This window comes from Streptomyces sp. NPDC111606, from assembly GCF_055656945.1.
Genome location: NZ_JBVKBY010000012.1, coordinates 233,224 through 246,150, shown reverse-complemented (window position 1 = coordinate 246,150; position 12,927 = coordinate 233,224). Strand labels below are relative to the sequence as shown.

Annotated in this window: 13 protein-coding genes; 1 reads left to right on the top strand and 12 read right to left on the bottom strand. The window is 70.7% G+C overall.

Annotated elements, in window-relative coordinates:
- Nucleotides 1-99: 99 nt before the first annotated feature.
- From ACZ7M7_RS35755 to bldG, 7 genes are all read right to left on the bottom strand, one after another.
- Nucleotides 100-297, bottom strand: a complete 198-nt coding sequence (locus ACZ7M7_RS35755) for a hypothetical protein (RefSeq protein WP_369272551.1) — start codon at nt 295-297, stop codon at nt 100-102.
- Between the two features lie 195 nt (nt 298-492).
- A complete protein-coding gene (locus ACZ7M7_RS35750; protein ID WP_472124257.1) occupies nt 493-627 on the bottom strand; it encodes a hypothetical protein in 135 nt (44 codons plus the stop codon).
- Nucleotides 628-650: 23 nt separating this feature from the next.
- Entirely contained in the window at nt 651-2,201 is a 1,551-nt protein-coding gene (locus tag ACZ7M7_RS35745; protein ID WP_383610570.1) for a DUF7059 domain-containing protein, read from the bottom strand.
- A gap of 37 nt (nt 2,202-2,238) precedes the next feature.
- Nucleotides 2,239-2,835, bottom strand: coding sequence for a small secreted protein (locus tag ACZ7M7_RS35740; protein ID WP_383610567.1), 597 nt, complete (start codon nt 2,833-2,835; stop codon nt 2,239-2,241).
- 213 nt (nt 2,836-3,048) lie between these two features.
- Complete coding sequence (locus tag ACZ7M7_RS35735; RefSeq protein WP_383610565.1) at nt 3,049-5,454, bottom strand: sodium-translocating pyrophosphatase; 2,406 nt, start codon at nt 5,452-5,454, stop codon at nt 3,049-3,051.
- A gap of 303 nt (nt 5,455-5,757) precedes the next feature.
- Nucleotides 5,758-6,195 (bottom strand): ATP-binding protein, encoded by a 438-nt coding sequence (locus ACZ7M7_RS35730; protein ID WP_383610562.1) that lies wholly within the window; start codon nt 6,193-6,195, stop codon nt 5,758-5,760.
- 124 nt (nt 6,196-6,319) lie between these two features.
- Nucleotides 6,320-6,661 carry an anti-sigma factor antagonist BldG gene (bldG, locus tag ACZ7M7_RS35725; protein WP_003975386.1) on the bottom strand — a complete coding sequence of 114 codons (342 nt, stop codon included), beginning with the start codon at nt 6,659-6,661 and terminating at the stop codon, nt 6,320-6,322.
- 82 nt (nt 6,662-6,743) lie between these two features.
- Here bldG and ACZ7M7_RS35720 point away from each other — a divergent pair, with 82 nt between their 5' ends.
- A complete protein-coding gene (locus ACZ7M7_RS35720) occupies nt 6,744-9,251 on the top strand; it encodes a DEAD/DEAH box helicase (protein WP_472124252.1) in 2,508 nt (835 codons plus the stop codon).
- Between the two features lie 450 nt (nt 9,252-9,701).
- Here ACZ7M7_RS35720 and ACZ7M7_RS35715 read toward each other — a convergent pair whose 3' ends face one another.
- The 5 genes from ACZ7M7_RS35715 to ACZ7M7_RS35695 form a co-directional block, all read right to left on the bottom strand.
- On the bottom strand, nt 9,702-10,202 hold the full coding sequence (locus ACZ7M7_RS35715) for an Rv3654c family TadE-like protein (RefSeq protein WP_472124511.1): 501 nt from the start codon (nt 10,200-10,202) through the stop codon (nt 9,702-9,704).
- Nucleotides 10,203-10,366: 164 nt separating this feature from the next.
- On the bottom strand, nt 10,367-10,780 hold the full coding sequence (locus ACZ7M7_RS35710; RefSeq protein WP_472124249.1) for a TadE family type IV pilus minor pilin: 414 nt from the start codon (nt 10,778-10,780) through the stop codon (nt 10,367-10,369).
- The gene (locus tag ACZ7M7_RS35705) at nt 10,767-10,976 is read right to left on the bottom strand and encodes a DUF4244 domain-containing protein (protein WP_383610550.1); all 210 of its coding nucleotides are present in this window, start codon (nt 10,974-10,976) and stop codon (nt 10,767-10,769) included. The genes ACZ7M7_RS35710 and ACZ7M7_RS35705 overlap by 14 nt, the downstream gene beginning before the upstream one ends.
- A 157-nt stretch (nt 10,977-11,133) precedes the next feature.
- The gene (locus ACZ7M7_RS35700) at nt 11,134-11,922 is read right to left on the bottom strand and encodes a type II secretion system F family protein (RefSeq protein WP_472124246.1); all 789 of its coding nucleotides are present in this window, start codon (nt 11,920-11,922) and stop codon (nt 11,134-11,136) included.
- Between the two features lie 40 nt (nt 11,923-11,962).
- Nucleotides 11,963-12,823, bottom strand: coding sequence for a type II secretion system F family protein (locus ACZ7M7_RS35695; protein WP_472124243.1), 861 nt, complete (start codon nt 12,821-12,823; stop codon nt 11,963-11,965).
- Nucleotides 12,824-12,927 lie beyond the last annotated feature (104 nt).

Here is a 12,927-nt window from a genome sequence, read left to right as displayed (position 1 = left end):
ACTTCCGCCATTCCTGCCGCCCGGAGTGCCCACCGGCCTTTTCGAGCCTTTCCGGAAGAGGGCCTCCCAATTACCGGCCGCCCAGCTCGTGGGCCGTTCTCAGAGTCGGGTGAAGCACCATGTTCCGATGATCAGCGCGATCACCGAGACAAGGCCCGCGAGCGTCGCCGATGCGACGGGACTCACACCCTGAGCAACGGGCTGGCGCTGCCGCACCCGGACGACGGTCCAGGCCAGCAGCCCACCTCCGAACAGGGCGAACACAACCCCGGCGAAGAGTGCCGGTCCCGTTTCCATGGTTCCGTTTGCCCCTTTTCTCCCGCCAGTATGCGCCCAGCCAAGCGAGGCTGACACGCACGGACGGCGTACAGGCGAACCTGAGGTGAACGAGGAACCGACGCACCTGTGGACTTCCGCCCCGATGGACGCAGTCGTCCCGAAGCACCCCAGAAGGGGCTCATAGGCCCATGGGACCCACGGCTCTCTCTGGTCTCAGTCCCGGTCCCACCTCTGCGTTCCGGCCGTGGATGAGCGCTGGATGATCTCCTCCGGACCCGGCGTCCAGATCGACTCGAATTTGATGCAGCACAGCTTGGCGGCGTTGCCGGAACCCTTCTTGCGGATCATTTCGCCGGACGCATGAACTGTGCCTATGACCTGGCCGGCTCGAGAAAGCCCTGCTCCACCAACAGCCGGATCTGCGCGGGCGTACGGTCGCGGAGCAGCACCGGGTCCTCGCCCATGAGTTGGGCGATGGCGTCCAGAATGCGCCCTGCGCTCAGCGAGCCGTCGCACACGCCCGCGAAGCCCGCGCCGACCGTGTCCACCTGGGTGGCCCGGCGCATGCCGCGGTGCTGGCGCAGCACCACGTGCTCCGGGTCCTCGGCGCCGGGCATCCCGATCTGCTCCTGCACGATCTCGGCGACGAGCCTGAAGTGGTCCTCCAGCAGGGCCGCGTCGTCGTTGGCACGCAGATAGTCGAGCCGGTCGAAGTGCGCACGGACGGTCTCCCCGAGGGGCTGCTCGACCGGGTGCGGCCACTCCTCCACCGTGATCGCGGGCACGGCGGCCGACGTCTTGCGCAGGGTGATCCACCCGAACCCCACGGCCTTGACCTTGCGCGCCTCGAACTCGTCCAGCCACGCGTCGTAGCGCGCCTGGTACTCGGCCGCGTCACCGCGGTGGTCGCCGGCGTCCCTGAGCCACAGCTCGGCGTACTGCGTGACGTCCTGGACCTCGCGCTGCACGATCCACGCGTCGCACCCGCGCGGCACCCACGACCGCAGCCGGTCCTGCCAGTCCTCCCCTTCCACGTGCTGCCAGTTGGCGAGGAACTGCGCGAACCCGCCCTCGCTCAGCCGCTCCCCTGCCCCCTGAACGATCGACCGGCACAGATCGTCCCCGCCCATCCCGCCGTCGCGGTACGTCAGCCGCGCGCCCGGCGAGATCACGAAGGGCGGGTTCGACACGATCAGGTCGTACGTCTCGCCGTTCCTGAGCGGCTCGAACAGCGAGCCCTCCCGCAGGTCTGCGGCCGAGGCACCGGACAGGGTGAGCGTCAGCGCGGTGATGTGAAGCGCGCGCGGGTTGAGGTCGGTCGCCGTCACGCGCGTGGCGTGCTGCGCGGCGTGCAGCGCCTGGATTCCGGAACCGGTGCCGAGGTCGAGGGCAGCGGAGACGGGCGTACGGACGGTGATGCCCGCGAGGGTCGTGGACGCGCCGCCGACGCCGAGGACAACGCCCTCGTCCTTGCTGCCGATGCCGCCGGCACCGCCGACTGCGCACCCCAGGTCGGACACGATGAACCAGTCCTCGCCCGCGGGCCCGCCGTACGGCCGTACGTCGACGGTTGCGGCGACGTCGTCGCCGGGGTCCCCGGATCCGGCCGGCTCCCCGCCGACCCGGACCAGCCACCCGCTCTCCAGGCACGCGTCGACGGGCAGAACGCCCGCCACGCGCGCGTGCGGGACGGGCTGCTGCAACAGGAACAGCCGTACGAGCGCTTCCAGGGGCGTGTCTCCGCGGGTCGCCCGGAGCGCGGGCACGGTCTCGCTGCGCGCAAGCGCCGCGTACGCGGGCGCGCCGAGCAGTTCGAGCAATCCGTCCGCGGTGAAGGAGGCCCCTAGCAGGGCCTCCCGCAGCCGGGCGGCGACATCGTGGCGGTCGGAGGCGGGCAGGGCAGGCAGGCTGGAGTCACTCACGCCCTCATTGTGACCCGCGCCCGCTCGCGGAGAGGGCTCAGCTGCCGGCGGCGCCTGCCGACGCGGTCACCGCGGCGGCCTGCTTGCAACCCTTCTGGGAAGTCAGCGCCTTCTTGGTGTCGCCCGACTCCAGCGTCTTCAGCGCCGTGACCGCGCTCTTGCGCTGGGTCTCCACCTGCTTCATCTCGGCGGACACGTCCTTCAGGCCGGACGCGAACTTCGCCTGGTTCTTGGTGTCCAGGCCGTCGACGCGCTTCTTCAGGTCGCCGTATGCCGCGGACAGGGCCGTGAGCTTCTTGACGACGTCCTGCTGGACCTTCGCACCGTCCTCGACGCCGGGAGGCGCACCTGCGTTGCTGATGAGGGACGCGCGCGCCTTGTAGCCGTCGGCGAGGTCCTGGAAGGCCTCGGAATCGGCCTTCTGGAGCTCCTTGGGCGTGCTCGTGGTGTCCTTGGCCGCCTTGGTGATCGCGACGTAGGCGGCCGAGATCTTGGCGTTCTGCGCCGGCACCGCGTCGCAGACCTTCTTGGCCCAGGCGTCCAGCTCCGGGTTGCCCTCGTCGCTCGTGCATCCCGTCAGCGCCAGCAGCAGCACCGCACCGCCGGACAGTGCGGCCGTGAGCTTCTTGTTCACCGGTTTGGTCCCTTCCGTGGCTCTCGGCCACCGGACCTTACACGGATGCCGGGAGGCGGCCGCGAGCAGAATGCAGCATTCATGGCGTTATCGACGTTTTGCACCATGTGAGAGAAGGGTCACGGCTAGGGCGTGAACGGACACAAGGCGGGCGGGCGGCACGCCAACGCGCGCCGCCCGCCCGCATCTTGAGCTGGGCCGTCGTAAGACCGCCTATGAAACCACCGCGGGGTCGGCCGGCTTGGCCACTCTGTCGGCGTTGCCTTCGTCACCCATCGCGATGCCGCGCCGCTTGGAGACGTACACCGCGCCGACGATCACAAGGAGCGAGAGCACGGCGATCACGACCCGTACCCCGACGTTCTTGTCCTCGCCGTAGCTGAACTGGATGACCGCGGGCGCGATGAGCAGTGCGACCAGGTTCATCACCTTCAGCAGCGGGTTGATCGCGGGACCGGCGGTGTCCTTGAAGGGGTCACCGACCGTGTCGCCGATCACCGTCGCAGCGTGGGCCTCGCTGCCCTTGCCGCCGTGGTGGCCGTCCTCGACGAGCTTCTTGGCGTTGTCCCACGCACCACCGGAGTTGGCGAGGAACACCGCCATCAGCGTGCCGGAACCGATCGCGCCCGCCAGGAACGCGCCCAGGGCGCCGACCCCGAGCGTGAATCCGATGAAAATGGGCGCCAACACGGCGAGCAGACCGGGCGTGGCGAGCTCACGCAGGGCATCCCGGGTACAGATGTCGACGACCTTGCCGTACTCCGGCTTCTCCGTGTAGTCCATGATCCCGGGCCGCTCGCGGAACTGCCGCCGCACCTCGTACACCACGGAACCCGCCGACCGCGACACGGCGTTGATGGCGAGCCCCGAGAAGAGGAAGACGACCGCCGCGCCGGCGATCAGGCCGACGAGGTTGTTGGGCTGCGAGATGTCCATCATCAGGTTCATCGGCGCGCCTTCGCCGCTGAGTTTCTCGCCCACGTCCCGCGCACCGGTGGTGATGGCGTCGCGGTACGACCCGAAGAGCGCCGCTGCCGCCAGGACGGCGGTGGCGATGGCGATGCCCTTGGTGATGGCCTTGGTGGTGTTGCCGACCGCGTCCAGGTTGGTGAGGACCTGGGCGCCCGCGCCCTCGACGTCGCCGGACATCTCGGCGATGCCCTGCGCGTTGTCGGAGACCGGACCGAAGGTGTCCATGGCGACGATCACGCCGACCGTGGTGAGCAGGCCGGTGCCGGCCAGCGCCACCGCGAACAGCGCCAGCATGATCGACGTACCGCCGAGCAGGAACGCCCCGTAGACGCCGAGGCCGATCAACAGGGCGGTGTAGACGGCCGATTCCAGACCGACCGAGATACCGGCGAGGACGACGGTGGCCGGACCGGTGAGCGAGGTCTTGCCGATGTCCATGACCGGCCGGCGGTTGGTCTCGGTGAAGTAGCCGGTCAGCTGCTGGATGACGGCGGCCAGCACGATGCCGATCCCCACGGCGACGAGCGCGAGGATCCGCGGATCGCCGTCCTTGGCCGCGATGGCCGCGTCGGTGACGCCGTCGAGGTCGGCGTACGACGACGGCAGGTAGATGAACACGGCGGCCGCGACCAGCACGATCGAGATCACCGCGGAGATGAAGAACCCGCGGTTGATCGCCGTCATGCCGCTGCGGTCAGTGCGGCGCGGTGCCACGGCGAAGATGCCGATCATCGCGGTGATCACACCGATCGCGGGCACGATCAGCGGGAAGGCGAGCCCGGAGTCACCGAACGCCGCCGACCCGAGGATCAGAGCGGCGACCAGGGTCACGGCGTACGACTCGAACAGGTCGGCCGCCATGCCCGCGCAGTCGCCGACGTTGTCGCCCACATTGTCGGCGATGGTCGCGGCATTGCGCGGATCGTCCTCCGGAATGCCCTGTTCGACCTTGCCGACCAGGTCGGCGCCGACGTCGGCGGCCTTGGTGAAGATGCCGCCACCGACACGCATGAACATCGCGATCAGCGCGGCACCGAGACCGAATCCTTCGAGCACCTTCGGCGCGTCGGCCGCGTACACCAGCACCACACAGGAGGCGCCCAGCAGACCGAGCCCCACTGTGAACATGCCGACGACGCCGCCGGTACGGAAAGCGATCTTCATGGCTTTGTGCGAGACGGCGGTGAGATCCTTTTCCGGCTCACCCTCCGCCGGGGTCGCTTCCCGCGCGGCTGCGGCAACGCGCACATTGCTGCGCACCGCGAGCCACATGCCGATATAACCGGTGCCCGCCGAGAACGCGGCGCCGATCAAGAAGAACACCGATCGGCCGATGCGCTGATTCCAGTCGTCCGCGGGCAGCAGCATGAGCAGGAAGAACACGACCACGGCGAATACGCCGAGCGTGCGCAACTGCCGGGCCAGATAGGCGTTCGCGCCTTCCTGGATGGCCGTCGCGATCTTCTTCATGCTGTCGGTGCCCTCGCCCGCCGCGAGCACCTGGCGCACCAGGACTCCGGCGACCACGAGCGCTGCCAGCGCGACGACGCCGATGATCGTGATGATGATCCGGTTGTCATCCGTCAGTACTGCGGCTGCGAGGGTAGTGGGATGGTCCAGCTGATGAGGGGTAGAAAGCCCCGCCATTCGTCCTCCTTGACGCTTGGGCTGAGCTCAAGATGTGGACGGATTCTAGGTACCGGAAGCTGATCAAAACAGAGCGCGGTAAACGGAATCAGCCTTCACATGCCGTTCAGCAAATGATCGACGTACCACCACAGAACCCGAAAGCGCTAATGCCCCAAAACCATTGACGCCCGCGTTTACTTGATCAAATTATCGGCAGATTGATCGTGAATTCATTCACGAATTCCCGCACGCTCTCCGAAAAAACGCGAAGGGGCCCTGCTGAGCAGGGCCCCTTCGCGATGTGACGGGTGGGTGGGTCGGTCAGGAGAGCACCGCGGCCGGCGGTGTGGTCGGCCAGGTCATACGGATCAGCCCACCGTGCTCCCCCGCGGAGACCTCGACGTCGTCGACGAGTCCGCTGATGACCGCGAGGCCCATCTCGTCCTCCTCGGCATCCACTTCGCCGTCGCCACCCGCGGCACGGGCTGCCCGGTCGCCGGGAACGGAGCGTGGTGCCTCGTCGCCGACCTCGATGGAGAACTGTTTCTCCTCCTCGATCAGCGCCACCTTCACCGGCGCCGTGATGCCGACGCTCTGGTGCAGTCCGACGGCACGGGTGCAGGCCTCGCCGACAGCGAGCCTGACCTCGTCGAGTACGGCCTCGTCCACTCCGGCCCTGCGCGCCACCGCTGCCGCCACCAGTCGGGCGGTCCTGACGTGCTCGGGCAGCGCGCTGAAGCGGAGTTCAACGGTGGCCATGCATCCCCCTCAGAACTACGGGCGTGCTTTCGGGGGGACCGGGCCGCCGAAAGCCCAGTCCCCCTTCACTTTCACCTTCTGCGAACCCGGGCACGCCGCAGCACGGCGTGCCTGGGTCCGGTGATCAGTCGGTCGCCGCTACCGCTTCCTCGACCGAGGTGTGGATCGGGAACACCTTGGTGAGGCCGGTGATACGGAAGATCTTCAGAATGCGCTCCTGGTTGCAGACCAGGCGCAGGGAGCCCTCATGGGCACGCACACGCTTCAGGCCGCCGACCAGCACGCCGAGCCCGGTGGAGTCGAGGAAGTCCACGCCCTCCATGTCGACGACGAGGTGGAAACTCCCGTCGTTCACAAGCTCGACCAACTGTTCGCGCAGCTTGGGCGCGGTATATACGTCGATTTCGCCACCGACCTCGACGACCGTACGATCGCCGACGGTACGGGTCGACAGGGACAGGTCCACGGATCCTCCAGCACCTTGCTATCGAGCGGTCGTCCCTAAGGACACCTCGGCTTACAGCCCCCAGGACGGTTCGCCAGCCGCGATGGCATTCAATCACTTACCGGCAGGCGTGCACGACGCCTTGGTCCCATTGTCCGTCACGCCAGTGACACACTCGGTGCCGATGGCCAAGAATCTCCGATCCGATCGATCCCCGACGGGCCCCGTTTCCCGGGTGGACCCGGGCACGGTGCTGGGACGGCTCGCCTCGGGACCGAACCGGGCTTCGCGCATCACTCATACGGAGCATGTGCCCCCGCGCGCCGGTCGCCATGCCGTCTGGCCTGATCGGATCCGCGCGGAGATCATCGCCGCGGTGCAGACGGCCGGAATCGAACATCCCTGGGCCCACCAGGCACGCGCCGCCGAGCACGCCCTGGACGGCGACTCGGTGGTCGTCGCCACGGGCACGGCGTCGGGCAAGTCCCTTGCCTACCTGGTCCCGGTCCTGTCGACGCTCCTGGACGGCTCGGAGGCGCCGAACGGGCGCGGCGCCACCGCTCTCTACCTCGCTCCGACCAAGGCTCTTGCGGCGGATCAGTGCCGTTCGGTGAAGGAACTTTCACATCCGCTGGGCAATTCCGTACGGTCGGCCGTGTACGACGGCGATACTCCGTTCGAGGAACGCGAGTGGATCCGCCAGTACGCCAACTACGTCCTGACCAACCCCGACATGCTGCATCGCGGCATACTCCCGTCCCACCCCCGCTGGTCCTCCTTCCTGAAGGCGCTGAAGTACGTCGTCATCGACGAGTGCCACACCTACCGCGGCGTCTTCGGCTCCCACGTCGCCCAGGTCCTGCGTCGCCTGCGCCGCCTGTGCGCTCGCTACGGGGCCTCTCCCGTCTTCCTGCTGGCCTCCGCGACCGCCGCCGAGCCCGCGGTCGCCGCCGGCCGTCTCACCGGCCTCCCGGTGGTGGAGGTCGCCGACGACGCCTCCCCGCGCGGCGAGCTGGTCTTCGCCCTCTGGGAGCCGCCGCTCACCGAGCTCCAGGGCGAGAAGGGCGCCCCCGTCCGGCGCACCGCCACCGCCGAGACGGCCGATCTGCTGACCGACCTCGCCGTCCAGGGCACCCGCACGGTCGCCTTCGTCCGTTCCCGGCGTGGCGCCGAGCTGATCTCGGTCATCGCGCAGGAACGCCTCGCCGAGGTCGATCGCTCCCTCGCCCGGCGTGTCGCGGCGTACCGAGGCGGCTACCTCCCCGAAGAACGCCGCGCCCTGGAACAGGCCCTCCACTCCGGCGAACTCCTCGGCCTCGCCGCCACCACCGCCCTGGAACTCGGCATCGACGTCTCCGGCCTCGACGCCGTACTGATCGCCGGCTACCCGGGCACACGCGCGTCCTTGTGGCAGCAGGCGGGCCGGGCCGGCCGCTCCGGGCAGGGCGCGCTGGCCGTCCTGATCGCCCGCGACGACCCGCTGGACACCTATCTCGTCCACCATCCCGAGGCCCTGTTCGACCGTCCGGTGGAGTCGACGGTCCTCGACCCCGACAACCCGTACGTCCTCGCCCCGCACCTGTGCGCCGCGGCCGCCGAAGTTCCGCTGACGGACGAGGACCTGGAGCTGTTCGGCCCCGAGACCGAAGCGCTGTTGCCGCAGCTGGAGGCCGCGAAGCTACTGCGCCGCCGCACGAAGGCCTGGCACTGGACGCGCCGGGAACGGGCCGCCGACCTGACCGACATCCGCGGCGAGGGCGGCCGTCCGGTCCAGGTGGTCGAGTCCGGGACGGGTCGGCTGCTCGGCACCGTCGACGCGGGCGCGGCGCACGGCACGGTGCACGAGGGCGCGGTGCACTTGCACCAGGGCCGTACGTACCTGGTGCGCTCCCTCGACCTCGAGGACTCGGTCGCCCTGGTCGAAGAGGCCTCCCCGTCGTACTCGACGGTCGCCCGCGACACGACGGCGATCTCCGTCCTGGAGACGGACATCGAGGTCCCATGGGGTGACGGCCGCCTGTGCTACGGCTCCGTCGAGGTCACCAACCAGGTGGTCTCCTTCCTGCGGCGCCGGCTGATCACCGGCGAAGTACTGGGCGAGACGAAACTCGACCTCCCTCCTCGTACGCTGCGCACGCGCGCGGTGTGGTGGACGGTCACCGAGGACCAGTTGGACGAGGCCCGGATCAACCCGGAGATCCTCGGCGGCGCCCTGCACGCCGCCGAACACGCCTCGATCGGCCTGCTGCCCCTCTTCGCGACCTGCGACCGCTGGGACATCGGCGGCGTCTCGATCCCGCTCCACCCCGACACGCTGCTGCCGACGGTCTTCGTCTACGACGGCCACCCCGGCGGCGCGGGCTTCGCCGAGCGCGCCTTCCACACCGCCCGAAGCTGGCTCACCGCCACCCGCCAGGCCATCGCCTCCTGCGAGTGCGATGCCGGCTGCCCGTCCTGCATCCAGTCCCCCAAGTGCGGCAACGGCAACGATCCACTGCACAAGCGGGGGGCGGTGCGGCTGCTCACTGTGCTGTTGCGGGGGGCGCCTGAGGAGACGGCGGAGACTGGGGTGAGTGAAGGCGGGGGGTCCGGTCCGGGTGAGGCGGCGTGACCTGAGCTGAGCTGGGTGAGGCTGGGCGGTCTGGCCCGGGTGAGGCCCGGAGGGCTGGCTGGGGGTGAGGCCCGGAGGGCTGGCTGGGGTGAGGCCGGGGGCCTGGCCTGGTGCGGCCGGGCAGCCAGGCCTGGGTGACGGCGAGGGGGCCGGCCCGGGGCGGGGACGGCGGGGTTGCCTTGGAGCGGGAGCGGGGTGCTGTCGCGGAACAGGCGGGGGAGGCTTTCGTCGCGGATCGGAAGGGCGAGGCTGTCTCGGACCGGTAGGCGGAGGGTGCCCTGGCTCCCGGACCCGGCCCTTGCCCTGACCCGTCTCTGGGGTGCCCCGGTGTCCGGCCCCTGAAGGAGAGCCAGCCCCTGGCCCCGAAGGCGAGTCTGTCCCGAACCGGGCGGGAGAGAGCCTGCCCCGGCTCCTGGGCGGCAGGAGGAGCCGTCGGTGGCCGCGTAACGGTCATGGAGGCGGCGTCGGCCGGTCGGTGCCCTCATTCGGCCGGTCCGTGCCCTCAAGGGGGACCTGCGGACTCCCCGTCAGCCGGTCCGTCCCCTCAGGGCCGAACGGCTGAGACCCCGGTAGCAGGGACGCCTGCGTCGGCTCGGCGGGCCCCGCCGGCCCTGCCCGCGCCCTGACCTCCGCAGCGAACGGCCCCCGCCCCGACGCCGCCGTCACATCCGACACGTCCCCCACCAACACGCACCGCACCAGCCGCACCCCCTGAGCCCCAGCCACCCGTTCCGCCCGAGCGCAGGCCGCCGTACCGCCCTCCGCCCAGTGGTCCGCCGCCGCCAGCGCCGCGAGATCGGCACCGCCGGCCGCGCGGTGCCGGGTCATCACGGCTTGTCCCAGGGCGAGTACGACGCCGAACACGACACAGAGCACGGCGATGGCGCCGACGCTCCAGACGGTGGCGGAGCCACGATCGGCACGGAGGGCGACGGCGCGCCGTCGGGCCACTCGGCCCCAGGCCCAGCCCTTACCTCTGCCCTGGTCCTGGGCCTGGGCCTGGGCCCAGTCGGCCTCGGCGTCCGCGCCGACGCCGCTCCCGGACGGCCGACCGCCCACCCCACGCTCAAGGCTCTGCCCGACGCCAGACCTGGTGCGTACTGCCCAACCCCTACTCACGTCCCCGCACCCACCGTCTCCTCCGCCGCCGCGACGGCCTCCTCCCGTACCTCGAAGGGAAGGCCGCCCAGCACCGGCGGCTTGGCCACGACGACCACGCGGACCTCGTCCCCCTTCCTGTCGACCGTGACCGTCGCGCCGCGCGGTGCCGCCTCCCGGGTGACCTCGATGACCGCGTCGGCCGGATCCTGCCGGGCCGCCGCGCGGGCGCCCGTCCGAGCCGCGTCGACGCACTGGATCTGCGCGGCCACCACGAGCAGCCCCCACACCAAGGCCATCGCGAACATCACCAGCACGGGCAGCACGACAGCCGACTCCGCCGTCACAAATCCCTGGTCCGAACCCCAGACCGCGAGCCGACCGGGCCTCCGCTTGCTCCTCCTCCCGCTCCTCGGCTCACATCCGCGCATCGAGCGCCTGCTTCACGATGTCCTGCAGCTGCGCGCTGACCTGCCCGCTCGTCACGACCTTGTAGAGCACCACTGCGAACGCCACCGTCGCGACGATCCCCATCGCGTACTCGGAGGTGACCATCCCCGCGTCCCTCCGCGCCGCCCGCATCCTGCACACCAGGGCCCGCATCCGTGCCCGTACCGCCTTGTACATCTCAACCCCCGTAGAGCTCAGTTCCGTTGAAACCAGCTGTTGAATGTCCTGCTACTAATCCGTTGAAGGTCCCGCTGACCCGCCGTTGCCGCCGGCGGCCACCAGGCTTATGTCCTGCTGATCCGCAGCCGTACGCCGCGCTCGCTCCCTCACCGCGTCACCCGCCACCCCCTCCCAGCACCCCGCCCGCCAGCCCGATCACCACCGGCGCGACCCCGACCGCGATGAACGCGGGCAGGAAGCACAGCCCCACCGGTGCGCTCACCATGACGGCCGCCCGCCTGGCACGTTCCGTCGCCGCACGCGCCCAGTCGGCGCGAGCCTCCGCGGCGATCCGCGCGACCGGCCCGGCCGCAGGGAGCCCGGACACGTCGGCCCGTTCCAGCAGCCGCGCCAGCGCCCCGGCCCTCGGCAACGAGGCCAACCGCTGCCACGCCTCGCCCGGTTCACCGCCGAGCCGCACTTCCGCGGCCCCTCGCGCGAGCCGGTCCCCGACGGGGCCGCCCAGGGCCTCGCCGACGGCCTGTGCCGCGATCACCGGAGCGGCTCCCGCAGCGATGCAGGCCGCCAATAGATCCGCCGCGAGCGGAAGTTGCTTTGCCACTTCACCGGCGTCGACTTCGTCTGCAGGGCGGAGGGCTTCCTGCCGACGCCGCCACGCCCACAGCCCGGCCGCGACGATCAACCCCACCGCCAACCCGGCGACACCGCCGACCACCGCCCAACCGGCAGCCACGACAGCCGCCATGGGCAGCCCTCGCCGCACGCCCGGCCGGACGTCGAACCGCCGGCGGCTCGACGCCAGATCGACCGTCGTCATCAACTCGGCGAGCCGTCGCCGGGCCCTTCGCTCGTTTCTGGCCGCGAGCAACCACCACAAAGCCCACCCGACGACCAGTACCGCCCCCAACGCCGTCCCCACCCTGTGGACAACCTCCGCACTCACGCCGCCCCCTCCCTCTCACGCCCTCGACCGGTTCGAGTCCTCACGTCGCCTCCGCTCCCCGCACGATCCGCAGCGCCCACCACGTCCCCAGCCCCTCCAGCACGCCCCCGACAGCCAGGCACCCGATCCCCGCCCCGGTATGCAGCAGCACCCGCAACGGTTGGGCCCCCATGGCGGCACCGAGCAGCAATCCGAGGACCGGCAGACCGGCGAGCATCACCACCGTCGAGCGAGCGCCCGCCAACTGAGCACGCAAATCCGCACGTTGGTCCCGTCCGGCCCGCAACGCCCCTTCCAGCCGGTCGAGCCCGGCCGCGAGCCCGGCGCCCTGGTCCACGGCCACCCGCCAGCACGCCGCGAGGCCCGACAAGCCCTCGGCGCCCGGCTGCCGTGCCGCCAAGGCAAGGGCGCCCGTCACATCCCCGCCGAACCGTGCCGCCGCCAGCACCGCGGCCTGCGCCTGACCAAGCCCACCGGAGTCCCGCGCCGCCAGCAGCAACGCCTGTCCCGGCTGCCGTCCGGCCCGCACCTCACCGGCGAGCGCCCCGCACAGCGCGATCACCGCGTCCCCGCGACGCTCCCGTAGCCGCCGCGCCTCCCTTGCCAGCCGTACCTGCCGCAGCACCGGCACCCCGACCGCCCCCGCGACGACCGGCAACACCGACGACCCCAGCACGGCCAGCACCAACCCGGCGACCGGCGCCCACCACTCGGCCCGCAACCGCTCACGAAGCCGCCCCAGCTCCCGCGTCATCTGCCGCCACTCCGGCGGCCCGGCACCCACAGCCCCACCGCCCGCCAGCAGCAACTGCGCACGCCGCGCCCCGGAGTTCCGCCCACCGAGCAACCAGACCGCCGCCCCGAGGCAGGCCACAGCAGCGCCCAACGACATCTCACCCATACGGATCACCCACACCCTTCACGCCTGCACAGCCCTCACGCCCCGCGTCCCTCACGACCGCGCACCCCTCACGCTCCGCGTCCCCACGACCGCGCACCCCTGAC

Coding starts and splice junctions, on each gene's coding strand:
- ACZ7M7_RS35755 (WP_369272551.1), bottom strand. CDS start 297: ATGGAAACGGGACCGGCACTCTTCGCCGGGGTTGTGTTCGCCCTGTTC.
- ACZ7M7_RS35750 (WP_472124257.1), bottom strand. CDS start 627: ATGATCCGCAAGAAGGGTTCCGGCAACGCCGCCAAGCTGTGCTGCATC.
- ACZ7M7_RS35735 (WP_383610565.1), bottom strand. CDS start 5,454: ATGGCGGGGCTTTCTACCCCTCATCAGCTGGACCATCCCACTACCCTC.
- ACZ7M7_RS35730 (WP_383610562.1), bottom strand. CDS start 6,195: ATGGCCACCGTTGAACTCCGCTTCAGCGCGCTGCCCGAGCACGTCAGG.
- ACZ7M7_RS35720 (WP_472124252.1), top strand. CDS start 6,744: ATGGCATTCAATCACTTACCGGCAGGCGTGCACGACGCCTTGGTCCCA.
- ACZ7M7_RS35710 (WP_472124249.1), bottom strand. CDS start 10,780: ATGCGCGGATGTGAGCCGAGGAGCGGGAGGAGGAGCAAGCGGAGGCCC.
- ACZ7M7_RS35705 (WP_383610550.1), bottom strand. CDS start 10,976: ATGTACAAGGCGGTACGGGCACGGATGCGGGCCCTGGTGTGCAGGATG.
- ACZ7M7_RS35695 (WP_472124243.1), bottom strand. CDS start 12,823: ATGGGTGAGATGTCGTTGGGCGCTGCTGTGGCCTGCCTCGGGGCGGCG.